This window comes from Leucobacter tardus (assembly GCF_017583045.1).
GTDB classification, from domain to species: domain Bacteria; phylum Actinomycetota; class Actinomycetes; order Actinomycetales; family Microbacteriaceae; genus Leucobacter; species Leucobacter tardus.
In genome coordinates, this window is the sequence record NZ_JAGFBF010000005.1 from 904102 (window position 1) to 930749 (window position 26648).

Below are 26648 nucleotides of genomic sequence, written 5' to 3' on the forward strand. Positions count from 1 at the left end.
GTCACGGATTTCACCCATCGAAAGGACCCGATATGCCACTCATCAACGACGAGCAGGTGGTGCTCGACCTCACCGGTTCCGACCGTCACGAGGCAACGCGCGCGCTCGCTGCGCAGTTGGTCGCCAGCGGCCGATGCACCGATCTCGATCAGTTCGTGGCCGATGTGCGCGAGCGGGAGTCGAAGACGGCGACCGGTCTGCCCGGCGGGATCGCGATCCCCCACGCCCGCAGCGCCGCCATCTCGGAAGCCTCGCTCGTCTTCGGCCGGATCGCCGACGGCATCGACTGGGGCGCGAAAGACGGGCCGGCGCACCTCGTCTTCCTGATCGCCGCCCCCGCAGACGGCGGCGACGCGCACATGCAAGTCCTTCCGCAGCTCGCTCGAGCGCTCATGCGCGACGACTTCCGTGCCGCCCTCCAGGCCGCCGCGACCCCGGCCGAGGTGGTCGCCATCGTCGAGCAGCACGTGCAGCTCGACACCTCGCCGGCCCCCGCGCGCACCGAGGGCGCCGACGCCGCCGAGCAACGCATCGAACCGCAGCCGGTCACCACCGATCGGCGCGCGATGCGGTTCGTCGGGGTCACCTCCTGCCCCACCGGAATCGCGCACACCTACATGGCCGCCGAGGCGCTCGAGAACGCCGCGCGTGAGGCCGGTCACGAGATCAGGGTCGAGACGCAGGGGTCCGCAGGTTCGACTCCGCTCAGCGCGGCGCAGATCTCCGAGGCCGACGCCGTCATCTTCGCCCACGACGTCGAGGTCAAGGAGCGCGCGCGCTTCGCCGGCAAGCCCATCATCGATGTCGGCGTGAAGAAAGCGATCTCCGACGGTCCGCAGCTCATCGCGCAGGCAGCCGAGCTGGCCGTGGCGTGGCAGACGGATCCGGACCGTGCGCGCACCGAGCCGGCGCCGGGTGCTGAATCCGCGTCCGAGGATGACGGCTCCGCGCGAATCGGATTCGGCACCCGGCTGCGACAGTGGCTCATGACCGGCGTCTCGTACATGATCCCCTTCGTCGCCGCCGGCGGCATCCTGATCGCGCTCTCCTTCATGCTCGCGCAGATCGCGCTCGGTGAGAACGGGGCGATCGAGATCGTGAAGTACAGCCTCACGGGCGACGACCAGTACAACATCGCTCAGAACTTCGACCCCGCGAGCCTCACCTCGTGGGCGGCGCTCGCCAATGTCATCGGGTCCGCCTCGTTCGGGTTCCTCGTGCCGATCCTCTCCGGCTACATCGCGTTCGCGATCGCCGACCGGCCCGGCCTGGTGCCCGGCATCGTGGGCGGCTCGATCGCCGTCACCATGGACGCCGGCTTCCTCGGCGGCATCGTCACGGGTCTGCTCGCCGGTGCCGTCGCGCGCTGGATCTCGAGTTGGAAGGTGCACAAGGGCGTCAGGGGCGTCATGCCGGTCGTGGTCATCCCGCTCCTGTCGTCGCTCGTCACCGCAGGTCTCTTCATCACCGTGCTCGGCCGGCCGATCGTCGCGCTCATGACCAGCCTCAACGACGGCCTGAACAGTCTCACCGGCGGCGGTGTCCTCGTGCTCGGCCTGATCCTCGGCGCCATGATGGGCTTCGATCTGGGCGGACCGGTGAACAAGGTCGCCTACGGCTTCGCCACCGCCGGGCTGTCCGCCGCGGGCACCGCGATGGACGCCCCGCAGCTGAAGATCATGGCGGCGGTCATGGCGGCCGGCATGGTCGCCCCACTGGCACTCGCACTCGCGACGGCCGTCGCCCCGAAGCTGTTCTCGGCTCCCGAACGCGAGAACGGCAAAGCCGCATGGCTGCTCGGCGCCTCGTTCATCTCCGAGGGCGCCATCCCGTTCGCGGCGGCCGACCCGATCCGCATCATCATCGCCTCGACGATCGGTTCGGCGGCGACCGGCGGCCTCGTGATGCTGTTCGGATCCACGCTGCTCGCTCCGCACGGAGGCATCTGGGTCCTGCCGCTCATCGGCCAGCCGCTGCTCTTCGTCGCGGCACTCGCGGTCGGCGTGGCCATCACCGCAGCGCTCGTCGTGCTGCTCAAGGCGATGGCGGCGCGACGCGCGTCGACGAGGGCGGCCGCGGAGGCTCCGGTCGCCGCACCGGCCACCGTCTGACACCCCGACCCGGCGAACGTTCGCACGTTCAACGCCCGGCCAGCTACGCTGGACCCACGCAACCAAGGAGACACCATGGCAACTCGTTCCGTGACCATCGCTTCGTCCGTCGGCCTGCACGCCCGACCCGCTTCGCTGTTCGTCGAAGCCGTCGGCGACTCGGGGCTCGATGTCGAAATCGGCAGGCCGGGTGAGGCCGCGGTCGACGCCGGCAGCATCCTCGGCGTGATGGCGCTCGGCGCCAAGCACGGCGAAGAGGTCGTGCTGTCGGCCGAGGGCGACGACGCGGATGCCGTGCTCGATCGACTGGCGGAGCTGCTCGCCACGGATCTGGACGCGCAGTGAGTTCGGCCGGCGACGACACCGGCGTTCCCGGCGGAGGGCAGACCGCCGAGGAGCGACACGGCATCGGGGTGAGCCCGGGCTCTGCCTACGGACCCGTGGTGCAGGTGGCGTCGCCGGTCGGACCCCCGCGAGACGAACCGGCGGCAGCCGACCCCGCAGCCGCTGCGGAGCAGGCGATCGCCGGTTTCATGCAGGTCGCCGAGTCACTTGACGCGAAGGCCGCGCAAGCCGACGCATCGGCACGCGACATCTTGAAGGCCACGGCGATGATCGCCCGCGATCGTTCGCTGCACCGCGCCGTTACGAAGCACCTTTCCGCCGGTCTCGGGCCGGCGAACGCCATCGCGCAGTCCATCGACGAGTTCGCGGAGCAGTTCGCGGCGCTCGGCGGGTACTTCGCCGAACGGGTCACGGACCTGCGCGACGTCGGATCGCGTGCGATCGCCGCGGTGCTGGGCGAGCCGGCACCCGGTGTGCCCGACTTCACCGAACCGAGCATCGTCGTCGCCGAAGACCTCGCGCCGGCGGAGACGGCGACGCTCGACCGGTCGCTCGTGCTCGGCATCATCACGCGTGCGGGCGGACTCACGAGCCACACGGCGATCCTCGCCGCGCAGATGGGCATTCCCGCCGTCGTGCAGCTCGCCGGGGCAACGGAGATTCCGACGGGGACCCCCGTCGCGCTCGACGGCGGGTCGGGTGCCGTGACGGTGAATCCCGACCCCGCGTTCGTCGAGGCGCAGCGCGAACGTCGCGCGCGTCTCGCGGAAGCCCTCGCCGATGTCACCGGACCCGGTGCGACGGCCGACGGGCACCACGTCGCGCTGCTCGCCAACATCGGCGGCGTGCACGACGCCGAACTCGCCGGAGCCGAAGACCTCGAGGGCGTCGGCCTGTTCCGCACCGAGTTCGTCTTCCTGTCGGCGGATCAGGAGCCGACGGTCGAGGAGCAGACCGAGATCTACCGGCAGGTCTTCGCGCCCTTCGGCGACCGCCGTGTCGTCGTGCGCACGCTCGACGCCGGTGCCGATAAGCCGCTGGCGTTCGCGGACCTGGGAGCCGAGGACAACCCGGCGCTCGGCCGACGCGGACTGCGTCTCTCTCAGGCGCGACCCGAGATCCTCGCGACGCAGCTCGAAGCCCTCGCCGCCGCGGCCGAGGCGACCGGAGCCGATGTTCGCGTGATGGCACCCATGGTCGCCACCGCAGCGGAGGCGCGCTGGTTCGCCGAACAGGTGCGCGCGAACGGCCTGCCATCATCCGGCGTCATGATCGAGGTTCCCGGAGCGGCGCTGCGCGCTGCACAGGTGCTCGCATCCGTCGATTTCGGCAGCCTCGGAACGAACGACCTCGCGCAGTACACGATGGCGGCCGACCGTATGGAGGGCGAGCTGTCGGAGCTGCTCGACCCCTGGCAGCCCGCGGTGCTCGACGTCATCGCGGCGGCCGCGACCGGAGCTCGCGAGGCGGGCAAGCCGCTCGGCGTCTGCGGCGAGTCCGCGGGCGACCCGTTCCTGGCGCTGGTGCTGGTCGGATTGGGCGTGACGAGTCTCTCGATGGCGACCGGTAAGGTCCGGGCGGTGCGCCTCGCGCTCCGCAGCCATACCCTGGAGCAGTGCGAGGTCCTGGCGAAGGAAGCGCTGGCGGCGGAGTCCCCCGAAGACGCGCGCCAGGCTGTGCGCGCCGCGGCTGCTCCCGAGGTCGCCGAACTGCTCTGAGGCACCCGGTCACGAGCAGCTCGATCAGGATGCATCGAGAGCGCGCTGCTCGCCGATCAGATTCCGCTGGAGCAGCGCACGCAAGCGCTCGCCCGAGTAGCCGGCGCGACGCAGTGCCCGGAGCTTCGCGATGGCTGCTTCCGCGGTGAGGTCGGCACCGCCGATCACCCCGATCTCGTGCAGCGCGGCGCCGACCGCGTACCTGGGCAGATCGACTGCGCCATCCTCGCAGCGGGTGACGGCGAGGATCGGCGTGCCGCGCTCGGCAGCATCGCGGAGCACCGCGAGCGTTTCGGAAGTGGCGAACGGCGCGGTGCCCGCCCCGTAGCACTCGAGCACCAGACCGTCGGGGAATGCCTCGAGCGCCGCCCGCATCAGGGTGCTCGGCAGCCCCGGGACGGCGGTGAGCATGCCGACCTGTGGCCCCGGTGCGCCGGCCGCGCCGGCGATCGCGGCCCGCGTCTCGGCCGGCAGCGCAGCCGACGCCGATTCGAGCGGCCGTCGAGCCGCGAATGCGTCATCGCGTTCACTCGAGCGCTTCACCGCACGCACTGCGGGGAGCACCCTGCCGCCGAAGGCGATGCTGACTCCGGACCCGACACGGTCGAGCGCCGCGTCGCACGCATCCATGAAGTTGCGCTCGGCATCCGTGCCGTCGACGCCGAGCGGACGCTGTGCTCCGGTGAACACGATCGAAATCGTCAGGTCGGCGAGCGCGAAGGCAGTCTGGGCCGCGCTGTGAGCGAGCGTGTCCGTACCGTGCACGACGACCGCGCCGTCGAACGGGCGCTCCTGCTGCTCGGCCTCGCGGCATCGATCACGAATGAGATCCGCGATCTCGAGTGCTGTTCCGTGGTCGGCGGCGGCACTGTCGATGATGCGATCCGGCATGGCGAGCGCCCACGCGAACGGAGCACCTCGCCGCAGGCTCGCAGCACGCATGAGCGCGGTGAGCTCAGACTCGAGGTCCTCGCCGACCACGAGACCCGCGTCCGAGGACCGCATGCCGAAGGTTCCACCGCAGTACACGAGGAGGAGACGAGGCTCCCCTCGACCGGACTGGATCTCGGGCAACGGTTCTCCCAGCGTCTCCGGCGCACCCCCGACGGATCTGTCCGGCTGTCTGACAGGTTACCGGATTCGATGCAAATCTCAATAGTCTGTTCTCGGAGACTCTGCGCGCGACCCGCGTCGAACCCCTCCCGCGCCACCGCAACGCACCCGAGAAAGGCCTCAGATGCACTCCCCCGTACACCGCGTGAGCGCGACCGAGGCGGCATTCCGCGCGATTCGCGATCTCATCGATGATGAATCGACGACACTGGGCGACCGTCTTCCTGGGGAGATCAGTCTCGCCAAACAGTTCGCGGTCAGTCGTTCCGTGATCCGAGAAGCGCTGCACGCGTGCTCCACACTCGGTCTCACCGAGACCCGGAGCGGTAGCGGCACCTTCGTGGTGTCGAAGACGCCGACCGGCGCGGCGGAGTTCGGCGGCTACGACCCCGACGATCTCATGGAAGCCCGAATCCACATCGAAGTGCCGACCGCGGGCCACGCGGCCGAGCGCCGCACGTCCGAAGAAGTGGATCGCATGCGCAAGCTCCTCGCGCGCATGCGCAGCACGACCGCGATCCACGAGTGGGTGCGGCTGGATCACGACTTCCACACCCTGGTCGCCGAAGCGAGCCGGAACTCGGTGCTGATGAGCATCAGCGCCTCGATGCGCCGTGCCCTCGACCCCCAGTCCGAGTTCCTGAACATCACCCAGGCTCGCCAGCACGACTCCGACGCCGAGCACGCCGACATCCTCGCCGCGATCGAGGCCGGGGACCGCGACCGGGCGGAGCGCGCCGCGAGACGCCACATCGACGGTGTCGCGGCGGCGGTGCGCGCCTCTCGCTAAGATCTCACGGGCGGTTCAGGGTGTGAGCCGGGAGGGGCGCGCTTCCCAGGATCGCGCGAGACGCTCCAGCTTGGCGCGTCTCCAGCGCCACATCACTGCGAACACGGGCCAGCACAACGGCGCGAAGGCACCCGAGATCGTGAGTTCGTCGCGCCAGATCGCCCCTCTCGCCGTGACCGGCAGGATCGTGATGCGGTGGTGCCACCCGGCGAGCAGTGCCAGCGGCCCCGTCAGAGGCCTGCCGACGTCGTGCATGGTGCGCCCGCCCGCGGTACCGTCCTCACCCGCGGAGTCCTCGATCACGATACGCTGCGAACCGAGCGGCACGACGCCCCAGAGTCGCAACCGCACGCGGATGCGGTCCCCCGTGGTGAACCGTTCGGGGAAGCGCAACTCCGGGCTCATCACGAGCAACGGCGCATAGAGTCCGGCGGCCACCGCAGGCGAGTGGACCGCCTCCCACGCGGTGTTCGCGGAGCACGCGACCGCGAACTGCGTTCGGATACGCACCGGTCTACGCGTTCCGGTCGCTCCTGCGGCGGCCGAAGATCCGTCCGCCGAAGCGCTGCAGCGCGAGAATCGTGCCTGCCAGGCCGCCGATGGCGAGCGCGAGGCCGGCGATCATGCGCAGCAAAGCGCCGGCGAAGCGCAGCGCGACGAGGGCGACGCCGAGGGTCGCGACGGTGAGGACGCCGAGCGCGAGCACCTTTCGCCAATCCTGCGCGATCGACGAGAGCGGTCCCGACTTCGGGGTGAGTTCAGATGATGTGCTCATGCAACGACACTACCCGGAGCGTCCCGGAAGTTGCGATCAGTCAGCATTCGGCCAGGCGTCGCGATCCAGTTTTCTCCGCTCCCATTCCCGTTTACTGAACGTCGCCGCGCGAATCTGCTCATTGCTGTCGAAATTGGATCCCAGCGCGCCCGCCATCGCGCCGAGCGATGCCGACAACCAGGACAGCCAGGCGTAGTCCGCCAGGCTCACCGTGCGTCCGATCTCCGCCTCGAGGTAGCTCGCATCGATCACCGCGAGACTGACGCAGAACAGCACTGTCGCGACGAGCAGATACATCAGCACGACACTGGTAGTGACCATGATGATCGTCGTGATGTTGTCCAGTCCGCTCCGCCAGGGATGCATCCGTGCCGAAGCCCGATTCCAGAGACCGTTCCGGTAGATGAGCCACGAACTGAGCGCACACATGACGACCGCACCGATCATGAGATGACGCGTCGGGCTGAGGGCCTCAGAGAGATTCCAGATCGAGCCGTAGGAGATGCCGAATGCGCCGGTGGCGACCGCGGCAGTGACCGCGGCGGACATCGCGGGAAGCATACTTCCAGGTCGATTGCTGCGGACCATTCCCGACAGCAACCTCATCTGACTTCCCGCGCCGGTGAGAATCACATCGACCGTGTCATTCCGAGTGCGCGTGTTCACCTGCTTGGCGCCACGCACCCGCACGGTCGAACGGACCTGCTCCCCGAGATCGATTCGGTCGAGACCGCCCACCATCGTCTCGATCACGGCGAGCAGCACGCCTCGGGTCTTCCTCCGGAGCCCCAGTGCTCCGAGTGAGGTGAGCGACACCAGTGCGGCCGCCTGAGCATCGCTGACCTCGCACAGCAACGGCTTCCGTCGTTGGTAACGCGGCAGCTCGGTGAGGTAGACGATGTAGTCCCCTTCGTGGCGCTCGCGGAGTTCCGCAGCGCGGTCCATGAGCGCGATGTCACCATCGGCGGTGAGGGGAAGCGTCTCGTCGCTGACGTCGATACTCCAGTTGGTTGCGGCGTCGATGTGCTGTTCGAGATCATGCCGCAGGTCGTTGGCGATCGCCAAAGCGGTACGTCGCGACAGGCCGGGATCGACCATGAGGCCGACCGACGCCGACGGCGCGCTCACCTCGTCCCTCCGAAGCGCATCACGAGACATCGACCTCGCGCGCACCGACCTGCACCACCCGACCGCTCTCCCAGGAGTTCGCCCCAGGGACCACCTCGGGTGCGGATATACGGCGACGCCGTCTCCGATTCTTCTCCGTCGACACCCCGATGCGACGATCGCGCGCCGCGATCAACTCGTCGCGCGCTTGCCCATCGGCGGTGAACCCCATCATGAGCTTCGGGAGACCGTACGGGAAGTCGTCACGGTCGACCTCCCACGTATGGAAGGTTTTGCCGTAGGTGCTCACCAGGTCGCGGAAGTATGCGCGTTCGGCGACTCCGGGCACGCCTGGGGCGGTGAGCAACCCCGATGTGACCTCGTAGTCGTGACTGTGCCAGAGCCGATGCTCTTCGGTGGGCAGCGTGCGGAACCGCTCCGCACTGATGATGTATTCGATACCGATCAAGCGCGCCCCCGGGCCATTCCGGTCGAAGATGACGCACTGATGAAAGTCGTGCTCGAGGTGCGTGCAGAAGTGCGCCGCCTCCACCTGACGTCCGGTCTCATCGGCATACATGTGAATACCGTCGAGATAGGTGCTCATCGCCTCGACCGGAAACTTGCGCTGCAGGACCTTCGACGCCAGATCGAGCACGCGGTGGCGCCACGGGTGTCCGGCGCTTGCGCGCACCAGAGTCGCGAGAGTCCTTCCGGCCACTGCCGCGGCTCCCACCGCGGCTCCCAGTGCGAAGGCCGTGCCGATCGTCGTCGTCCGCTGCGGTGTCATGCGGCCAACCTCGGGTCGGTGCCGACATCACGAAACCCCCCTGCATCTTCACCGCCAGGGATCGCTCGCGCACCGTATACTTCACATGAATGGGCTGGGGGAAGCCTATGAGGCTCGTCCACTCGTCTATCCGAGCGGACTGCAAGGAGGACGCCACAGATGTCGGAAGTCGAACCGCACGTCCTGGTCGTCGATGATGATCCGGATGTCGCGCTCCTCGTGCGCATGCTGCTCGAGCGACGGGCGGGTTGCACCGTTGATGTCGCTGAAGACGGTGAGACCGCGCTCGAGCTCGTCACCGCGCGGATGCCCGACGTGGTCGTCACCGACATCGAGATGCCGGGCATCAGCGGGCTCGAACTGATCGAGCAGCTCCGCGTCCGCGCTCGCGACGTTCCGGTGGTCGTGATGACGGCTCACGTCTCAGTCGACTACGCGGTGTCAGCGCTGCGAGCGCAGGCCGACGAGTTCTTGACGAAACCGCTCGACGCGACGCGACTCGTCGACACCGTCACCCGGCTCGCCGCCGAGCATCGCGACCGCCGCTCGACCGAATCTCAGCGAGAGGTCGTGCTCGCGATCGGCGCTCACCCCGACGACGTCGAGCTCGGCGCCGGAGGGATCCTCGCCGCGCACGCCGCGGCCGGAGACGCGATCACCATCCTCACCCTGACCCGCGGCGCCCGCGGCGGCGACGCCGAAAGCCGCCAGCACGAATCGCTCGCCGCAGCGGAGCTGCTCGGCGCCCGGCTGTTCCTGAAAGACCTCATCGATACCGAGATCCCGAGCGGCGGCCCGACGGTGCGTCTGATCGAAGAGGTGGTCCGGGAAGTCGAACCGACGATCGTCTACACCCACTCGATCCACGATCGGCATCAGGATCACCGTGCGGTGAGCGAGGCCACCGTGGTCGCGACCCGCCGCGTCGCCAGCGTGTCCTGCTACCAGAGCCCCTCGGCGACCATCGATTACCGTCCGACGAAGTTCGTGCGCATCGAGCGGTTCCTGGAGCGCAAGCTGGACCTGCTGCGCTGCTTCGACTCGCAGACCGCGAGCCGCGACTACCTCGACCCCGATTTCGTCAGCGCCACCGCGCGCTACTGGACCCGGTTCGGCGGCGGCACCGCGGTCGAGCCCCTCGAAGTCGTGCGCGAAAGCTCAGAACCGGCCCGCGCGTTCGAACACCACCGACTGGAGACCTGATGACTGCACGCGTACTCGTGACCGGCGCCGGCGGACCGGCGGGTGTCGCGGTCATCCGGTCCCTGCTGCAGCGCGGCGACGTGACCGTCTTCGCCGCCGACATGGACGGCTGGGCGAGCGGACTCTATCTCGTGCCCGCACCGCAGCGACGCCTGCTGCCGCCGGGCAGAGATCCGGGTTTCGTCACCACGGTGGCGCGCTTCGTCGCGGAAGACGCGCTCGACCTGGTGATCTCGACGGTCGACGTCGAGCTGCTGGCGCTCGCCGACCGCCGCGACGAACTCGTGCCCGCCGTGCTCGCCGCACCCTCCGCCGACACGCTCGCCGTCTCGCTCGACAAACTCGCCCTCGCCGAGCGCTGCGCCGACACGCACCGCGCACCCCGCACCGTGCTCGCCGGACCCGAAGCACTGGCGGTGGACTGGGAGTTCCCGGTCTTCGCGAAACCCAGGCAGGGCGCGGGCAGCCGCGGGATCAGGCGGGTGGACGATCGAGCCGCGCTCGAGGCGCTGCCGACCGACGCCGGCCTCATCGTGCAGGATCTCCTGCCGGGAGAAGAATACTCCGTCGACGTCATCGCGGATGCCGACGGATCAGTGGTGGCCGCCGTGCCGCGCACGCGTGCCCGGGTCGACTCGGGGGTATCGATCGCCGGACGCACGGTGCGCGATCCCGAACTGGAGGAGACCGCCGCCGCCGTGGCTCGCGCCATCGGACTCGTCGGCGTCGCCAATGTGCAGCTGCGCCGCGACCGCGCGGGCCGAGCCATGCTGCTCGAGGTCAACCCCCGCTTCCCCGGCGCACTCCCGCTCACGATCGCGGCGGGCGTCGATGTTCCCTCGCTGGTCGTCGACCTGTTCCTCGGCCGCCCGATTCCCGACCGCATCGACTTCCGGGAGATCGCCTCGGTGCGATTCCTGGAAGACGTCATCGTCGATGTCGCCGACGTGCTCGAATCGCCCCACGCCGGGCACCTGGACGACGCATGAGCACCACGGCGCTGCTGCGCGGCGATCACCACGTCCACTCGACGTTCTCCGACGACGCCGTCTCGACGCTCGCCGAGAACGTGGCAGCGGCGCACGCGGCCGGCCTCGATACGCTGCGCCTCGTCGACCACGTGCGTATCAGCACCGCGTGGGTGCCCGAGTTCGTCGCCGCGGTCTCCGCCCTCGAGGTCCCGGACGGCCTGACCGTCGTCACCGGGGTCGAGGCGAAGATCCTCGACACGGCGGGTCGCCTCGACGCTCCCCCGCTTCCCGCGGGCATCGACCGGATCCTCATCGCCGACCACCAGTTCCCGACACCGGAGGGACCGCTCGGTCCCACGGCCGTCCGCGAGCGGCTCGCCGACGGATGGGCGGGCGAGGACGCCCTGGACGCGCTGGTGGAGGCGCTCATCGCCGCCATGGAGCGATACCCGGGCAATCAGCTCGCACACTGCTTCTCGATCCTGCCGAAGGTCGGGCTCGACGAGACCGACCTCGGCGGCGAGCGCCTCGCCGCGTGGTCCGCGACTGCGGCGCGCACCGATACGCTCGTCGAGGTCAACGAGAAGTGGGGATGCCCCGAACCCCCGACGCTGCGGGCGCTGAGGCGGGCCGGGGTCACGCTCGTCGCTTCGACCGACAGTCACGTCGCCACCGATATCGGACGCTACGACCGCGTGCGCGCCCTGCTGCACGACGCCGACGAGCGATCATGAACGAACTCTCCGGCTTCGAGATCGGCGTCGTCGTCTTTCTGCTCGCGTGCGTGCTCGTCGGGACGACCCCGGTGTTCAACACGCTCTTCCAGTTCGTGGTGCTCCCGTTCCACGCCCTGAAGAACCACTACCGGCACGCGGCACCGTATGCGCCGAATGTCGCCGTCATCGTTCCCGCATGGAACGAAGGACTCGTCATCGGCGCATCGATCGAGCGGATGCTGAGTCTCGAGTATCCCGCGGAGCGGCTCCGGATCTACGTCGTGGACGATGCGTCGACGGATCACACTCCCGATGAGGTGCTGCGGCGCGCGGCCGAGCACCCCGGCCGCGTCGTGCACCTGCGTCGCGAGGTCGGGGGCGAGGGCAAGGCGCACACCCTGAATCACGGTATCTCGCGCATCCTCGCCGATGAGTGGGCCGAAGCCGTGCTCATCATGGACGCCGACGTGATCTTCGCACGCGATTCCCTCCGCAAGATGACGCGCCACCTCGCCGACGCGGGCGTGGGCGCCGTCACGGCGTACATCGCCGAGGGCAGTCACGACCGCAATTACCTGACCCGCTTCATCGGTATGGAGTACGCGCTGTCGCAGCTCGGTTCGCGCCGCACGCAGAACGTGCTAGGAGCGGTCGCCTGTCTCGCGGGCGGAGCGCAACTCCACTCGCGGGCCAACCTCGAGGCGATCGGCGGCCGCATTCCGACGGGCACCCTGGCCGAGGACACCATGACCACGTTCGAGGGGCAGCTGCGCGGGCGACGCATGGTGTTCGAACCGCACGCCGTCGTGCTCGCCGAAGAGCCGAGAACGGTCGATGCGCTCTGGAAGCAGCGGTTGCGATGGGCGCGCGGCAATGTGCAGCTCACCTCGATCTATCGCAAACTGTGGTTCAGGCCGAGCCGGACGCACCGCCTCGGGAGTCTGTCGTTCGGTCTCAGCTGGTTCAGCATCCTGTTGCTCCCCGCGTTCATGCTGCTCGCGGCAGGCGGACTCATCACCCTTTTGATCCTGCACAGCGAGCTCGCCGAACCCGTCTTCCGGTTCATGTGGATCCTGGCGGCGTGCACCTATCTCTATTCGATCCTCTTCGCCGTCCAGCTCGACGGACGCACGGGTCGCAGCTCGTGGCGGGAGGCGCTCCTGTTCCCCGGGGTCGGAGCGATGGTGCTCATGGCGATCGCGATCTTCCCGAGCGTCTTCGAGACGCTGCTCGTGGACTGGATCGGCGCGCTCACCCCGCGCGACCGCTTCGTCGTGAGCGCGATCCTCTATCTCTGGGGACCGATCTCGCTGCTCGGCGCCTGGGCCGCGCGCGGTCTCGAACGTCTGCCGGGAGGCAGGTTCCTCGCGGGTCTCTGCATCTACGTCTTCGGGTACGGATCGCTGCTCTGCGCGATCACCGTGGACTCGTACATCAAGGAGTGGCGGCGCGCCGACGCGACCTGGGTGAAGACCGAGAAGGTCGGGAGGGTGGTCTCATGAGCGCGGGCAGGCACGCGGCACCCGAGTCCGGGGAGCCCGCAGCGATCGATGAGACGCTCGAGATCGCTGCGGATCGCCGTCGCGAGTGGCGTCTCGTGCCGCAGGCGCTCATCGCACTCGTCGTCGTCGCCGGGATCGTGGTACTGCGGGGGTTCTTCCTGTGACGAGCGACTCCCCTCCCGAGGGCCGGTGGCTCCGGCTCGTGGACCGGCCCACGCCACTGCTCAAGCAGATGCCGACGTTCCTCGCGCTGCTGCTCGCGGTGATCCTCACGTCATTCGTGCCCGACATCGACTTCTCCTCCGAGCGCGTGGCGTTCACCGGGATCGGACTGATCGTCATCGCGACCGTCTTCGCGGCGATCATCAGCGTCCGCGGTGTCCTCGACAGTTCGTGGATCTTCCTGATACCGATGATCGACATTGTCGGGTTCGGTCTGTTCCGGGCGGGCACGGGCGGTGCGCAGTCGATCTATGGCGCGCTCGTCATGATTCCCGTGGTCTGGCTGGCCACGGGACCGGGACCCCGGTACGTCCTCCTGATTGCAGTCCTGAGCTCCTCGATCATCGTGGTGCCGTTCATCGCGAATCCGCCGGCGAGCGCGGCCGACTGGTTCCGCGCCGTGATCTCACCGCTCGTCTTCGCGACGGTCGCCGCCGTCGTCAACGAACTCTCGCGACTGCAGCGCGTGCGCACCGAACAGGCCGAGGCGCTCGCGAGCGAACGGGCGCAGGCGCTGGCCGAGAACCAGGCCATGGTGCAGCGCCTGCGCGACAAGGAATCCGAGAACCGGGAGCTGCTCGCCTCCTTCGAGAGCCTGTGGAGCTCCATCACCTCGCAGGGGGTGATCGCGGTGGACACCGCGGGCGCGGTCACCGCGTGGAACCCCGGGGCCGAGCACCTGTTCGGACGGTCCGATGCCGAAGCGCTCGCGGGGCTGCGGTTCGCGGACCTCTTCCCCGCACGATCGCTGCAGGCGGTGCTCGATGATCGCGAGTGCGATCGCGCGGTCGTCGGGTCAGCCGGTGCCGTCGGCTCTGCGGATGCTGCCGAATCGGGTGCGCAGGTGCTGTTCACTCGGGTCGACGACGGTGAGCATGTCGAGATCGACATCCCGATCGTCACCGCGAACGGATCCGAGGTTCCCGCGCGACTCACGGTGACCCGCCGCATCGGGGGCGACGGGCGCCAGCACGGCTACCTCCTCGTGATCACCGACGAGACCCGCACCGTCGAGGTCGTGCGGATGAAGGACGAGTTCGTCGGCATGATCTCGCACGAGCTGCGCACGCCGCTCAGCTCGATCATCGGTTTTCTCGACCTGCTGCGCGATCACCCCGACACGCCCCTCACCGATGAGCAGGGCGCGTTCGTGGACATCATCGAGCGGAATGCGCAGCGTCTGCTCGCGCTCGTCGGCGACCTGCTCTTCACCGCTCAGGTCGAGTCGGGGCGCTTCCCGCTGGAGCCCGTGGAGAGCGACATCGTCGCCCTGGTGCGAGCGGCGACCGAGTCCGCGACCCCTCACGCCGGCCGGCAGGGCGTGGCGCTGCACGTCGAGGTTCCCGAACCGCCGGTGCGGATGTCGGCAGACCCGGGCCGACTGGGTCAGGCGATCGACAACCTGCTCTCCAACGCCATCAAGTTCACCCCTGCAGGCGGCGAGGTCACCCTGACGGTGACCGACGACGCGCGGAGCGTGCACATCGCGGTCCGCGACACCGGCGTCGGCATCCCCGCCGATGAGCAGGGGCAACTCTTCACCCGGTTCTTCCGCGCCTCGACCGCGACCCGCAATGCCGTGCAGGGGGTCGGCCTCGGCCTCACCATCACCCGTGCGATCGTGCTCGCCCACGGCGGGTCCATGGACGTCACCAGCACGGAGGGCGAAGGCACCGAGTTCCGCATCCGGCTGCCACGGGTCTGACGTGTCCCGACGCAATCGCGAGCCGGCTACTCCAATGCCGCGGCGGCGGTCTCCAGCATGATGCTGGAGAGCGCATCGAGCACCGGAGACGAGAGGTTCCACCGCTGCCAGTAGAGCGTGAGCAGCACGGAGGAGTCGGTCCCCAGCTGCACCAGCCGCCCATCCGCCAGATGCGCATCGCACTGGGCCGACGGCAGCATCCCCCACCCCATGCCCAGTTCGATCGCACGGGCGAACTCCGTCGAGGACGGCACGAAGTGTCGGGGCGGATCGATCGTCGCGCGCGTAATGCGCTTGACGAAGCGCTGCTGGAACACGTCGTGCCGATCGAACTCGAGCATGGGGGCGGCACCCAGCGCACTCGGTGTGACCCCCTCACTGAAGTACCGGCCCACGAACTCGGGCGTCGCGACGGCCCGGTACCGCATGCGACCGAGCCGCGTCGAAGCACAGCCGGGCACGGCGGCGCGCGTCGCGGTGACCGCGGCCATCGCGGCTCCGCGACGCAACTGCTCCGTCGAGATCGTCCCGTCGGCACGCAGCACCTCGAAGCGCGCGCCGGTCTGCTCCGCCGCGCTGGCGAGTGCCGGCATGAACCAGGTCGCCAATGAGTCGGCATTCACCACGATCGGGACGACGGCGCCGCGGGCCGATCCCTCACCGAGTTCGCGGGCGACATCGTCGACGACCCGGTCCACCTGACGGGCCGCGCGCAAGACCGCCGCACCCGCCTCGGTCACGGCGACGGGGCGGCTGCGCTGCAGCAGGACGGATCCGACGCGCTCCTCCATGAGTCGCACGCGCTGACTGATCGCCGAGGGAGTGACCCGCAGGGCACGCGCGGCCCCCTCGAAGCTCCCCTCGCGCACGATGGCCGTGAACGTGCTCAGATACTCGATCGGCAACTGCATATCTTCAGTGAAGCAGGTTTCATGGTGCTGAAGAGGATTGAGGCACGCTGAAGTGGTGGGGGCGCTCGGATCCACCGTAATCTCGTCTGCGTGCTCACCCCATTCCTCATCGGCGCCGGCAGCGGCCTCTCGCTCATCGTGGCGATCGGCGCCCAGAACGCATTCGTCCTCCGGCAGGGAATCGGGCGCACGCACGTCCTGCCCGTCGTCCTCATCTGCGGGCTCACCGATGCCTTGCTCGAGTTCGCGGGCGTGGCGGGGATCGGCTTCGTCGTCGCTCGGGCACCCCTCGTGCTCGACGTCGTGCTCTGGGGCGGAGCCGTGTTCCTCGTCGGCTACGCGGCGACCGCGGCGCGCCGCGCGATGCGGCCCTCTGCACTCGTCGCCGGTCCGGGAGAGCCGGTGTCGCTGCGGCGCACGGTGCTCGCCTGCCTCGCGATCACCTTCCTGAACCCCCACGTCTACCTCGACACCATGGTGCTCATGGGATCCATCGGCAACGCCCAGGGCGACCCGGGACGCTGGTGGTTCGTCGCCGGGGGCGCCCTTGCCAGCATCGCCTGGTTCTTCGCACTCGGTTACGGGGCGCGGGTGCTGACCCCGCTGTTCGCGAAACCCGGGGCGTGGCGCGTGCTCGATGCGGTGGTCGCACTCGTCATGCTCGTCATCGCCGCACGGCTGCTGCACGACTTCTTCACGGGATGACGCGGGTGCGTCACGTGTGATCGCGCGTCGGTACACTGGCGCCTATGGCCGACCTGCTCATCACCCGCGCCAGAATCGTCGAGCAGCACTCCTCCCCCGGAGCTCCCGGACCGACGGATGTCCGCGTGGCGGACGGCGTGGTCACCGAGGTCGCCCCGGGCGGTGCACTCGCGCCGTCGCCGGGCGAACGCGTGCTCGAGGCGGACGGGCGCTGGCTGATCCCCGGCCTCTGGGATCAGCACGTCCATATGACGACGTGGGCCGCGTTCGCCGACCGACTCGATCTCAGCGGAACGACCTCGCCCGCCGAGGTGCTGCGACGCGTGGCCCCGGCGATCGGCGCGCTCGGGGCCGCGGGCGTCGAGCCGGATCGCGTGCTCATCGGCATGGGGTACCGGGCATCGCTCTGGGTGGAGCCGGCATCGGTCGCCGCACTCGACGAGGTGACCGGGCCGAGACCGGTGATCCTCATCAGCGGCGACGCGCACAACGGTTGGATGAACACGGCCGCACTGCGGGCGCTGGGACTGCCGGACCGCACCGGAGTTCTGGACGAGAACGACTGGTTCCCGGTCATCACGAGACTCGCTGAGCTTCCGGAGGGCGCCAGGACCGAGCACGACCAGGTGCGGCGCGCGATGTCCGGCGCCGCGGCCCGCGGCATCGTCGGCATCACGGACTTCGAGTTCGCCTCGAGCCACCGCATCTGGCCGTCGCGCATCGCCGCCGGCCTGAACGGTCTGCGGGTGCGCGCCGGGTTCTACGAGGAGGCGCTCGACGAAGTGCTCCGATCGGGCATGCGTACCGGGGATACCCTCGCCGGCCTGGTCACCCTCGGTCCGCTCAAGATCATCTCGGACGGTTCGCTCGGCACGCTGACGGCGCACTGCTGCGAGCCGTACGCGCCGAGCCCGGACTTTCCGCGCGGCAAGCAGAACGTGTCGCCCGCGCGGCTCGAGCACCTGCTCGCGACCGCGAACGCCGCCGGCCTTGAGGTCGCGCTGCACGCTATCGGCGACCGAGCGGTGTCCGACGCGCTCTCGGCGTTCGCCGCGACGGGTGCGACCGGCAGCATCGAGCACGCGCAGCTCATGCGACGCGCAGACATCGGCCGCATGGCGACGCTCGGGTTGCGGGCGAGCGTGCAGCCCGCGCACCTGCTCGACGACCGCGACGTCACCGATCGGGTCTGGGCCGACCGCGCCGATCGGGCGTTCATGCTGCGCAGCCTGACGGCGGCCGGAGTCCCCCTCGCTCTGGGTTCGGACGCGCCGGTCTCACCGCTCGACCCGTGGCTCGCCATCGACGCCGCGGTGTGGCGGGCTGAGGACGGCGAGAAGCCCTGGTTCCCGGAGGAGCGCATCACGCCGGCTCAGGCCCTGTTCGCGTCGACCGACGGTGCCGGCCCGGTGCGCTCCGGAGCGCTCGGCGACCTGGTGCTGCTCGATGACGATCCGCTGCGGACGCGCCCCCGTCACGTGCGCGTCGGAGCGACCATCGTGGGCGGCGCACCGGTGTTCGCGGCGTTCGACTCCTCGCGCTGAACCGCTCCCACCAGACCGCGCAGTTCGGCGAGACCGACGTTCGCGCCGAACGCGGGGGTGCCCGGTTCGAGCGCCGCGCCGGCCACGAGATCGCCGATGTCGAGCGGATCGAAACCGAGCTCATCGACCAAGGCCGCGACGCGCGCGCGATCGGATGCCGCACCCCCGGCCACGGCGATCGCGCGGCGGTCGGGGTCTCCGGCCGGTCGCGCCCCGTCTTCGAGGTCGTGATAGCCCATGTGGTTCAGCGCTTTCACGACCCGTGCGCCGGGCAGCTGCTGCTGCACGAACTCGCTCGACGACCGTTCGGCCGGCAGCAGGTCTTCCCGCTCGCCGTCGATCTCCCACCAGTGATTCATGGCGTCGAGCACGAGTTTTCCGGCGAACGCATCGGCGTCGAGATCTCGGAGATGCCCGAGCGGGAGCGCGAGAATCACCGTGTCGGCGGCGGTCGCATCGGCGGCGCGCACCGCGGTCGCCCCGGGTGTGAGCACCTCGACGGTGAGCGCGATCCGGTCGGGATCCCCGGATCCGGCGATGAGCACCCGGTACCCGGCGGCCAGCGCGAGTCGCGCGAGCACCGTACCGAGCTTGCCCGCTCCGAGGATGCCGATGGTGCGGGATGCGACGGTCATCGGGCACCGCCGCGCGTGCCGGACTCGTCTGCGAGGAGTTCGCGGACCCGAGGGATCACCTGCGTGCCGTAGAGCTCGACGGAGCGGCGCCGCGCGTCTGCTGCGACGGTGCCGGCCGCTGAGTAGATCATGTCGAATCTGCCGGCGTCGAGCACCCGGATCGCGTGCGCCATCTTCTGCGCCACGGTCTCCACCGAACCGACGTAGAGCGATCCGCCGGCGACCTCGGCGTCGAAGTGCCCGCGCTGCAGGCGCGGCCACCCGCGCTGGGCTCCGATACGATCGTGGATCTCGCGGTACCCCGGGAAGAACAGCTCTTTCGCTTCCTCATCCGTCTCGGCGACGAATCCGGGCGAGTGCATGCCGATCGGCTCGGCCTCGGTTCCGAGTTGCTGGTGGGCGCGGCGGTACAGGTCCACGTAGGGCGTGAACCGGTCGGGGGCGCCCCCGATGATCGCGAGCATGAGCCGGAACCCGTACTTCGCGGTCCGAATCACCGACTGCGGGGTGCCGCCGACACCCACCCAGGTGGAGAGCCGACCCGATTCGGTCTTCGGGTAGACGTCCGCCTGGTGCAGTGCGGGGCGCGTCGACCCTTCCCAGGTGACCGGCTGCTCGTCGAGCAGCCGGTGGAACAGGTCGATCTTCTCGTCGAACAGGAGATCGTAGTCTTTCAGGTCGTACCCGAAGAGCGGGAAGGACTCGGTGAACGATCCGCGTCCGAGAATCACTTCTGCGCGTCCGTGCGAGAGCGCGTCGACGGTGGCGAACCGCTGGAACACCCGGACGGGGTCGTCCGATGACAGCACCGTGACGCCGGACGCCAGCCGGATCCGCTTCGTGGCCGTGGCGATGCCCGCGAGCACGGTCTCCGGGCTCGAGATCGCGTACTCGGGTCGGTGGTGCTCTCCGAGGGCGATGACGTCGATGCCGATCTCGTCGGCCAGAACGGCTTCGGACACGGCGATCCGGATCGCCTCGGCCTGCGAGACGATCTCACCCTGCGCGTTTCGCGGCCGCTCGCCGAAACTGTCGATGCCGAATGCGATGCGCGAAGCGTCCATGCGCCGTTCCCCTCTTTGCGGGCGGACGCGTGCGTCGCAGCGCTCCACCAAGTAATTGACATGTGAAGTATCTCTCCATATGATTGACATGTCAACCACTAGGGAAGCCACCATGACACCTCAGCGCCATCTGCCCACCAGCCGAGAGCTCGCCGTCTGGCGCGCCTATCTCGAGAGCTTCGAGGCCGTGCGGGCGCGCGTGGACGCGCGGTTGCACCGGGATTCGGACCTCTCCAGCGGCGACTACAAGATTCTGCTCGCCCTCTCGGAGGCCGAGTCGCACGAGCTGCGCTCGTCCGAGCTGGCCGCACATATCCTGTGGGAGCGCAGCCGCCTCTCCGCGCACCTCGGCCGCATGGAGAAACGCGGCCTCGTGCGCCGCGCACCCTGCCCCGACGATGCGCGCGGTGCGATCGCGGTCCTCACCGAGGCCGGTCGTCGCGCATTCCGCGACAGCACGATCCCTCACCTGGAGGCCATCCGCTCGCTCTTCGTCGACGCGCTCACTCCCGATCAGCTCGTCGTCGTCGGAGACATCGCCACCGCGCTGCACGACCATCTGAGCACGGAACATCCGGTTCGCCCCTGACATCGGGACCGACCGAGCGGATAGCCTGGGAAGATCATCCGATGAATAGGAGACCCATGGCTCAAACGCCTCGCGCAGCCGCACCCGCCCGTCGACCGCGTCGACCGCAGATCGTGCTCGAGGTGATCGAGCGTGTCCAGCTGACCCCGCATCTCGTGCGCATCATCGCGGGCGGGCCCGGCATCTCCGCCATCGAGGACACCGGCCGCACGGACGCGTACAGCAAGATGCTGTTCCCGCATCCGGAGACCTCGCTCGCACCGCCCTACGATCTCGAGGCGCTCCGCGCCGAGTTGCCGATCGAACGCATGCCGTCCATCCGCACATACACGGTGCGACGCTTCGATCTCGACAACGACCGCATCTGGATCGACTTCGTCACTCACGGCGACGCCGGAGTCGCCGGTCCGTGGGCGGATCGCGCGCAGCCGGGCGACCCAGTGGTCCTTATGGGGATCGGCGGCCTCTACGCCCCAGACCCGAACGCCGACTGGCACCTGCTCGGTGGTGACGACTCGGCTCTCCCCGCCATCGCCTCGGCGCTCGAAGCCATGCCCCGCGACGCGCAGGGCGTCGCTTTGATCGAGGTCGGCGACGAGCGCGATCACCTCGAGCTCGATGCACCCGACGGCATCGAGGTGCGCTGGCTCCACCGCGGCGAGCGCGAACCGGGGACGACCACGCTCCTCGTCGACGCGGTCCGCGAGACGCCGTGGCGCGCAGGCACCGTGCAGGTGTTCGTGCACGGTGAGCGCGGGGCGATGAAAGCGCTCCGGCCCTACTTCACCGATGAGCGCGAACTCGACCGGTCGCAGTTGTCGCTCTCCGCGTACTGGGCGCACGGGCGCATCGAGGACACGTTCCAGGCCGAGAAGCGCGAGCCCATCGGCGAGATCTGATCGACGCGATCGCTCAGGCGGTGCGGAAGAAGTGCAGGATCAGGATCATCGTCACGATGAACCCCGCGGCGTAGTTCAGCCAGATGAACCGACGCCAGGCGCGGTTGGTGCAACCGGAGTCGGCGTCGGTCACCCGCAGGTACGGGGCGCAGTTCACGAGGTACGGCACCGCGACGATCGCGGCGAGAGGGCCTGGCCAGGGCGTCGCGAGCATCAGGATCCCGGCGAGGCACCAGAGCACGAGCGAGAACCGGACCGTCCACCTGGCGCCGAAGACCGTGGCGATCGACCCGATGCCCGCCGAGCGGTCGGGCACGATGTCTTGGACCGCACCGAACGCGTGGGCCGCGACGCCCCAGGCGAAGAAGGCGGCGAGGAGGAGCACGAGCGGCGCGTCGAAGGTCGCCCCGGCGAGCGCGAGACCGACGACGGCCGGACTCACGAAGTGAGTGCTCGACGTCAGGGAATCGAGCACCGGCCGCTCTTTGAACCGCAGCACCGGAGCCGAGTAGGCGACCACGGCGAAGGTGCTGACGAGTATCGCGACCACGGATGCCGGAGTGCCGATCACGAGGAGCCAGACGAGGAACGGCAGATTGGTCGCCAGGACGAGCCAGAGCAGCGGACGGTGGTAGGCCGGCGGCATCAGACCGCCCTCGATACCGCCCTTGCGCGGATTGTTGATATCGGACGCATAGTCGAAGACATCGTTGATGCCGTACATCGCCAGGTTGTACGGGATGAGGTAGTAGAGCGTGCCGAACACGAAGAGGGCATCGACCTCGCGGGTGGTGAGCAGCAACGCCGCCGCGAACGGGAACGCCGTGTTCACCCAGCTGACCGGCCGCGACGCCGTGAACGCGAACCGGAGGAGCGACCCGGCACGCACCCCGGCCGTCGGTGCAGCGCTCATCGGGGCACCGCGGTGGCGGCGGGACGCGGCGCCGTCGGGCCGGCGGAGCGATCATCGCGAATGCGCTTCAACACCAGCTCGGCGCTGATGAGACACATCGGCACCCCGACACCAGGCGCCGTCGTCGCGCCGGCGTAGAAGAGCCCGTCGACCCGCTTCGACGCGTTCTGGGTCCGGAACATGGCGCTCTGCGAGAGCACGTGGGCGGGCCCGAGCATTCCCCCGCGCCACGAGGCGTAGTCCCGCGCGAAATCCTCCGGACCAATGGTCTGCCGCACGACGATGCGATCCGCCAGGTCCGGAATCTGCGCCCACGCGCCGATCTGCTCGATCGCGGCGTCCGCAGCTCGTTCCACAGCGGCATCGCCCGTCCCGTCCGGACCGCCCGAGCCGATCGAGGTGTCCGCGGGAACCGGGATGAGGACGAAGAGGTTCTCGTGCCCCGGCGGTGCGACATCGGGGTCGGTCGCGCTCGGACGGCAGACGTAGATGGATGCCGGGTCGGGCACGCGCGCGTCGCCGCCGAAGATGTCGTCGAAGTTCGCGTTCCAGTCGCGCGTGAAGAACAGCGAGTGGTGCTCGAGCTGCGGGAGCTCCCCCGCGACTCCGAGCAGCACGAGCACCGCGCCCGGCCCGCTCTCCGTACGCTGCCACACGCGCTCGGGCGCGGTGCGCAGCGCGGGCGGCAGCAGTTCGGTCTCGGTGTGGTGCAGATCGGCACCCGAAACCACGATGTTCGCGTGCTCGATGTGGAGCGAACCGGAGGCGGCGTCGTCCACGGCACCCCGCTCCTGCCAGCGGACCCCGCTGACGTGCACTCGGGATCCGCTGCGTCGCGTGAGGATCTCCGTCACCCGGGCGCCCGTCACGATCTCGACACCCGCGTCGCGCGCGAGCGCCTCGAGCCGCTCGACGATGCCCCAGAACCCGCCCATCGGGTACTGCACGCCCTCATCGAGGTCGAGCCCGCTCATCAAGTGGTACATGGCCGGCGCCCGGCGCGGGTCCGTGCCGAGGAACACCGCTGGGTACCCGAGAATCTGCCGCAAGAGCGGGGTGCGGAAGCGTTGCGCGACGAAGCGCTCGAGCGAGGTGCCGAGCAGCCGCACGAGCTGGGGTGCCGCGCGCAGCACCTCGGGCCGCAGCAGCGAACGCCACCGCGTGAACGGGTTGTAGAGGAAGTAGCGCTCCGCCATGTCGGAAGCGTGCGCGGCAGAACGCAGATATGTGCGGAGCACCCGTCCGCTGCCCGGCTCGACCTCGTCGAAGAGGTCCACGACCCGATCGATGCCGTGCGGCACCGTGATCGCACGCGGCGCACCGCCGGGGTCGGGCTCTCCGAAGACGCGATACCCGGGATCCAGCATGCGCAGATCGAGCTGTTCCGCCGCGGTCGTTCCCAGTAGTTCGAAGAAGTGCTCGAAGACGCTCGGCATCAGGTACCAGGACGGTCCGGTGTCGAAGCGGAACCCCTCACGGTCCAGGGTGCCGGCGCGGCCGCCGACCCGGTCGTTCTGCTCAAGGACCCGAACCTGGTGCCCTTCGCGAGCGAGCAGCGCCGCGGTCGCCAGCCCTGCGATACCCCCGCCGACGACGATGGTGCGCGTCATGCCCGGTCCGCCTTCCGCAGGTCGAGCGCCGACTGCACGAGCAGCACGGCCTTCATCGGATCGGCGACCCGCACGCGGCGGGTGCGCAGCTCGACCGTAGGCGTCTCCGCCAGCTGCGCCGCCAGTCGCGCGAAGAGCCGGTAGGCGCACCCGACCGCGACCCGCGCGTCGCGCGGCAATTCGGGGAGCACCGCCTCGGCGTCCGCGAGCTGCGCGCGGATGGTGGTGATCCATTCTGACTGGCGCTCCGGCGTCATCGCGGCTTCCGCTGTCAAGTAGCTGCGTCCGAGCCGGTCCGTGTCATCGGCGAGATCGCGCAGGAAGTTGATGTTTTGAAACGCTGCGCCGAGGCGTCGCGCACCGTGCTCGAGGCGCGCCATCCGCTCGGGCGACGCCTGCTCATCGCGCATGAAGACGCGCAGACACATGAGTCCGACCACCTCGGCCGAGCCGTAGACGTAGGCGGCGTGCGCGTCCGCGTCGAACGCGCGCAGTCCGATGGTGCCGTTCGCGTCGGCCGCCGAGTCCGTCGTGTCGGCAAGGTCGGTGCGCATCGAAGCGAAGAACGGACCGGTGAGCGACGCATCGATTCCCGCCGCGCGCGCCGTCCGGCCGAACGCGTGCACGATCGGGTTGCTGCTGTAGCCGGTCAGCAGCGCCTGCGCCACCTCGCCCTCCAGCTCGTCGAGCATCGACCGCTGCGCATCCGCGGCGACCCTCGCCTCCGACGCGACCCCGTCGACGAGCTCGTCAGCGACCCTGACGAGCGCGTAGACGTTCCGCACGTGCGTGCGGTGCCGCGCACCGAGCAGCCGCGTCGCCAGTCCGAATGATGTCGAATAGGCGGCGATGATCCGGCCGGCCGCGCGCTCGGACGCCGCCGAGTACCGTTCGAGCGGGTCGAGTTTCGCGAGCGTTCGCCTCATGCGGTCCTCCCCTCGAGCGTATCGACGAGGTGAGCAATCCACTGAGCGGTCGCGGTCGGCACGACACCGTCCTCTCGCGAAAGGCCGTCGAGAGCGGTCCGGATCTGATCCTCGACCATCGAGCGGATGAAGGACTCCGCGCCGCAGTCCACCAGCATGCGCCGGATCGCGCGTCCGTCGTCCTCGGTGAAGCCGGGCGCACCGACGAGCGGCTCGAGTGACGGCCAGTGCGCGGTCATCCGGGCGTACGCGATGAGCGCGGTCTCCTTGCCCTCGCGAAAGTCGGAGAACGGATCTTTGCCGTGATCGCTCGCACTGCCGAACGCCGAGAGCAGGTCGTCCTGCAGCTGGAAAGCCACACCGAGGTGACGACCGACCTGGCCGAGCGCCTCCTCCACCTCGATGCTCGCCCCCGCCAGCACAGCAGCGGTGCGCAGCGGAAGTTCGAACGTGTAGGTCGCGGTCTTCATGCGCGTCATCTCGAGCACCGTGCTCAGGTCCGAGGCGATGACGCCGTCGCTGAGGCCGACGTCGCACAACTCCCCCACTACCGACTCGGAGACGGCGATATCGAAGAGGTCGAGCAGTCGCTCGGCGTCCGGGAAACGGAGTGCCTGCCGCGCGTACACCTGATGCGCCGCCGTCAGCATGAGGTTGCCGACGAGGATCCCGTTCGTCCGCGCCCAGTGCAGCGGACGTTCCCGCACGCCATCGTTCCGCTCGGGCGCGCCGTCGGGAGTCTGGTCCAGCACTCTACCGATGAGGTTCCGCTCGCCCCGACGGAAGAGGTCCTCGTCGATCACGTCGTCGTGCAGCAGGAACGAGAAGTGGAGCAGCTCGATCGCGGCGGCGATACGCAGCACACCGACCGGCCGGGACGCGGTCTGCACCGTCCCGCGCGCGGGCGAGTCCGACTGCTGCTGCAGCGAGTCGAACGCGCCGAGCAGCAGACGCGGGCGCAGCAGCTTGCCGCCCTCGACGCAGCGTGAGGCCAGTCTCAGCACCTGTGCGAGCTGAGGTGCCGGAGGGAGCAGCCCGGACGTCGGGCCCGCAAGCGGCGGGTCGAGCAGTTCGCGAATCTGTTCGGAGATCTCGCGCTCGAGCGTGGCGTGAGCGTCCCGATCCGTCAGGGAGGTCATGCGAGTGCCGCCCGCGCGAATGCCGCACCCGCCACGAGGCTCGGCAGCTGCTGCTGGAGCCACGGGCTGAACGCGAACGGCGTGATCTCGACTGCACGCAGCAGTCGCGCGGGATCGACCCACTCCCACTCCGCCACCTCGCTCGGCTCAGGGTGCACGTCGCCGGCAAGGGTGGCCGTGAATACGGGGCAGACCTCGTTCTCGACGATGCCGCTCGCATCGACCGCGCGGTAGCGGAAGTCCGGGAGCCGCACGCGGATCTCAGCGATGTCCGCGCCGAGCTCGTACCGCGCGCGACGCCGGACCGCATCCTCCATCGGCTCTTCCGGGGCGGGATGTCCGCAGAAGCTGTTCGTCCACACTCCGGGCCAGGCCTGCTTGCTCAGCGCACGCCGCGTGACGAGCAGCCGGCCGGAATCGTCGAGGAGGTAGCACGAGAAGGCGAGGTGGAGCGGAGTGTCGACCCCGTGCACCGCGGACTTCTCTCGGGTACCGATCGGAACGCCGTCCGCATCGAGGAGCACCAGTAGCTCAGGGTCTCGCGCCATCGTGGCTCCTTCGTCGTCGGCGTCCCTCACCACTCTAATATAGCGAAAAGAATACTGTTCACTGACGGAAACTATATTCTCTTACGGTGTAGAAAAC

27 protein-coding genes are annotated in these 26648 nt (G+C 69.3%); 14 read left to right on the top strand and 13 right to left on the bottom strand.

Going from position 1 to position 26648, the window contains the following annotated elements; all coding sequences use genetic code 11:
- The first annotated feature begins 32 nt into the window (after positions 1-32).
- From J4H85_RS11185 to ptsP, 3 genes are all read left to right on the top strand, one after another.
- Entirely contained in the window at positions 33-2111 is a 2079-nt protein-coding gene (locus J4H85_RS11185; RefSeq protein WP_208239646.1) for a PTS fructose transporter subunit IIABC, read from the top strand.
- 75 nt (positions 2112-2186) lie between these two features.
- Positions 2187-2456, top strand: coding sequence for an HPr family phosphocarrier protein (locus J4H85_RS11190; protein WP_208239648.1), 270 nt, complete (start codon positions 2187-2189; stop codon positions 2454-2456).
- On the top strand, positions 2453-4174 hold the full coding sequence (ptsP, locus tag J4H85_RS11195) for a phosphoenolpyruvate--protein phosphotransferase (protein WP_307863633.1): 1722 nt from the start codon (positions 2453-2455) through the stop codon (positions 4172-4174). Before J4H85_RS11190 ends, ptsP begins: the two co-directional genes overlap by 4 nt.
- A gap of 24 nt (positions 4175-4198) precedes the next feature.
- On the opposite strand, the gene J4H85_RS11200 is transcribed toward ptsP, so the two are convergent.
- A complete protein-coding gene (locus J4H85_RS11200) occupies positions 4199-5248 on the bottom strand; it encodes an asparaginase domain-containing protein (RefSeq protein WP_208239650.1) in 1050 nt (349 codons plus the stop codon).
- A 163-nt stretch (positions 5249-5411) separates the two neighbouring features.
- On the opposite strand from J4H85_RS11200, the gene J4H85_RS11205 reads away from it, so the two are divergent.
- On the top strand, positions 5412-6077 hold the full coding sequence (locus J4H85_RS11205; protein ID WP_208239652.1) for a FadR/GntR family transcriptional regulator: 666 nt from the start codon (positions 5412-5414) through the stop codon (positions 6075-6077).
- Between the two features lie 15 nt (positions 6078-6092).
- Here J4H85_RS11205 and J4H85_RS11210 read toward each other — a convergent pair whose 3' ends face one another.
- The 4 genes from J4H85_RS11210 to J4H85_RS11225 are packed head-to-tail and all read right to left on the bottom strand — an operon-like array spanning position 6093 to position 8749.
- Positions 6093-6587 carry a hypothetical protein gene (locus J4H85_RS11210; RefSeq protein WP_208239654.1) on the bottom strand — a complete coding sequence of 165 codons (495 nt, stop codon included), beginning with the start codon at positions 6585-6587 and terminating at the stop codon, positions 6093-6095.
- 4 nt (positions 6588-6591) lie between these two features.
- Entirely contained in the window at positions 6592-6852 is a 261-nt protein-coding gene (locus J4H85_RS11215) for a hypothetical protein (protein WP_208239656.1), read from the bottom strand.
- Between the two features lie 36 nt (positions 6853-6888).
- Positions 6889-7980 (bottom strand): hypothetical protein, encoded by a 1092-nt coding sequence (locus J4H85_RS11220; protein WP_208239659.1) that lies wholly within the window; start codon positions 7978-7980, stop codon positions 6889-6891.
- A 19-nt stretch (positions 7981-7999) separates the two neighbouring features.
- Entirely contained in the window at positions 8000-8749 is a 750-nt protein-coding gene (locus J4H85_RS11225; RefSeq protein WP_208239661.1) for an OBAP family protein, read from the bottom strand.
- Between the two features lie 159 nt (positions 8750-8908).
- Between J4H85_RS11225 and J4H85_RS11230 the strand changes: the two genes are divergently transcribed.
- Genes J4H85_RS11230 through J4H85_RS11255 form a run of 6 tightly spaced genes read left to right on the top strand, consistent with a single transcriptional unit; the run spans position 8909 to position 15068 of the window.
- On the top strand, positions 8909-9952 hold the full coding sequence (locus tag J4H85_RS11230) for a PIG-L deacetylase family protein (RefSeq protein ID WP_208239663.1): 1044 nt from the start codon (positions 8909-8911) through the stop codon (positions 9950-9952).
- Entirely contained in the window at positions 9952-10941 is a 990-nt protein-coding gene (locus tag J4H85_RS11235) for an ATP-grasp domain-containing protein (RefSeq protein ID WP_208239665.1), read from the top strand. The genes J4H85_RS11230 and J4H85_RS11235 overlap by 1 nt, the downstream gene beginning before the upstream one ends.
- Positions 10938-11657, top strand: a complete 720-nt coding sequence (locus J4H85_RS11240) for a PHP domain-containing protein (RefSeq protein ID WP_208239666.1) — start codon at positions 10938-10940, stop codon at positions 11655-11657. Before J4H85_RS11235 ends, J4H85_RS11240 begins: the two co-directional genes overlap by 4 nt.
- Positions 11654-13141: a glycosyltransferase family 2 protein gene (locus J4H85_RS11245; RefSeq protein ID WP_208239667.1), complete on the top strand. Its 1488-nt coding sequence runs from the start codon at positions 11654-11656 to the stop codon at positions 13139-13141. The genes J4H85_RS11240 and J4H85_RS11245 overlap by 4 nt, the downstream gene beginning before the upstream one ends.
- Entirely contained in the window at positions 13138-13305 is a 168-nt protein-coding gene (locus J4H85_RS11250; protein WP_208240509.1) for a hypothetical protein, read from the top strand. The genes J4H85_RS11245 and J4H85_RS11250 overlap by 4 nt, the downstream gene beginning before the upstream one ends.
- Positions 13302-15068 (top strand): sensor histidine kinase, encoded by a 1767-nt coding sequence (locus J4H85_RS11255; protein ID WP_307863634.1) that lies wholly within the window; start codon positions 13302-13304, stop codon positions 15066-15068. Before J4H85_RS11250 ends, J4H85_RS11255 begins: the two co-directional genes overlap by 4 nt.
- Positions 15069-15094: 26 nt before the next feature.
- Here J4H85_RS11255 and J4H85_RS11260 read toward each other — a convergent pair whose 3' ends face one another.
- A complete protein-coding gene (locus J4H85_RS11260) occupies positions 15095-15979 on the bottom strand; it encodes a LysR family transcriptional regulator ArgP (protein ID WP_208239668.1) in 885 nt (294 codons plus the stop codon).
- Between the two features lie 90 nt (positions 15980-16069).
- On the opposite strand from J4H85_RS11260, the gene J4H85_RS11265 reads away from it, so the two are divergent.
- Both J4H85_RS11265 and J4H85_RS11270 read left to right on the top strand, forming a co-directional pair.
- Positions 16070-16684: a LysE/ArgO family amino acid transporter gene (locus J4H85_RS11265; RefSeq protein WP_208239669.1), complete on the top strand. Its 615-nt coding sequence runs from the start codon at positions 16070-16072 to the stop codon at positions 16682-16684.
- A gap of 44 nt (positions 16685-16728) precedes the next feature.
- Positions 16729-18228, top strand: coding sequence for an amidohydrolase (locus J4H85_RS11270; RefSeq protein ID WP_208239670.1), 1500 nt, complete (start codon positions 16729-16731; stop codon positions 18226-18228).
- On the opposite strand, the gene J4H85_RS11275 is transcribed toward J4H85_RS11270, so the two are convergent.
- Together J4H85_RS11275 and J4H85_RS11280 are read right to left on the bottom strand one after the other, a co-directional pair.
- The gene (locus J4H85_RS11275) at positions 18159-18863 is read right to left on the bottom strand and encodes an NADPH-dependent F420 reductase (RefSeq protein WP_208239672.1); all 705 of its coding nucleotides are present in this window, start codon (positions 18861-18863) and stop codon (positions 18159-18161) included. The genes J4H85_RS11270 and J4H85_RS11275 overlap by 70 nt on opposite strands.
- Positions 18860-19927, bottom strand: a complete 1068-nt coding sequence (locus J4H85_RS11280) for an LLM class flavin-dependent oxidoreductase (RefSeq protein ID WP_208239674.1) — start codon at positions 19925-19927, stop codon at positions 18860-18862. Before J4H85_RS11280 ends, J4H85_RS11275 begins: the two co-directional genes overlap by 4 nt.
- A gap of 112 nt (positions 19928-20039) precedes the next feature.
- On the opposite strand from J4H85_RS11280, the gene J4H85_RS11285 reads away from it, so the two are divergent.
- Positions 20040-20516, top strand: a complete 477-nt coding sequence (locus J4H85_RS11285) for a MarR family winged helix-turn-helix transcriptional regulator (protein WP_243893622.1) — start codon at positions 20040-20042, stop codon at positions 20514-20516.
- Between the two features lie 56 nt (positions 20517-20572).
- The gene (locus J4H85_RS11290) at positions 20573-21415 is read left to right on the top strand and encodes a siderophore-interacting protein (RefSeq protein WP_208239678.1); all 843 of its coding nucleotides are present in this window, start codon (positions 20573-20575) and stop codon (positions 21413-21415) included.
- A gap of 13 nt (positions 21416-21428) precedes the next feature.
- Here the strand turns inward: J4H85_RS11290 and J4H85_RS11295 are convergent, their stop codons facing one another.
- The 5 genes from J4H85_RS11295 to idi are packed head-to-tail and all read right to left on the bottom strand — an operon-like array spanning position 21429 to position 26551.
- A complete protein-coding gene (locus J4H85_RS11295) occupies positions 21429-22328 on the bottom strand; it encodes a prenyltransferase (RefSeq protein WP_208239679.1) in 900 nt (299 codons plus the stop codon).
- Complete coding sequence (crtI, locus tag J4H85_RS11300) at positions 22325-23938, bottom strand: phytoene desaturase family protein (RefSeq protein WP_208239680.1); 1614 nt, start codon at positions 23936-23938, stop codon at positions 22325-22327. Before crtI ends, J4H85_RS11295 begins: the two co-directional genes overlap by 4 nt.
- Positions 23935-24864, bottom strand: a complete 930-nt coding sequence (locus J4H85_RS11305) for a phytoene/squalene synthase family protein (RefSeq protein ID WP_208239681.1) — start codon at positions 24862-24864, stop codon at positions 23935-23937. The genes crtI and J4H85_RS11305 overlap by 4 nt, the downstream gene beginning before the upstream one ends.
- Positions 24861-26003, bottom strand: a complete 1143-nt coding sequence (locus tag J4H85_RS11310) for a polyprenyl synthetase family protein (RefSeq protein WP_208239682.1) — start codon at positions 26001-26003, stop codon at positions 24861-24863. Before J4H85_RS11310 ends, J4H85_RS11305 begins: the two co-directional genes overlap by 4 nt.
- Positions 26000-26551: an isopentenyl-diphosphate Delta-isomerase gene (gene idi / locus J4H85_RS11315; protein WP_208239683.1), complete on the bottom strand. Its 552-nt coding sequence runs from the start codon at positions 26549-26551 to the stop codon at positions 26000-26002. The genes J4H85_RS11310 and idi overlap by 4 nt, the downstream gene beginning before the upstream one ends.
- Positions 26552-26648: the final 97 nt, after the last annotated feature.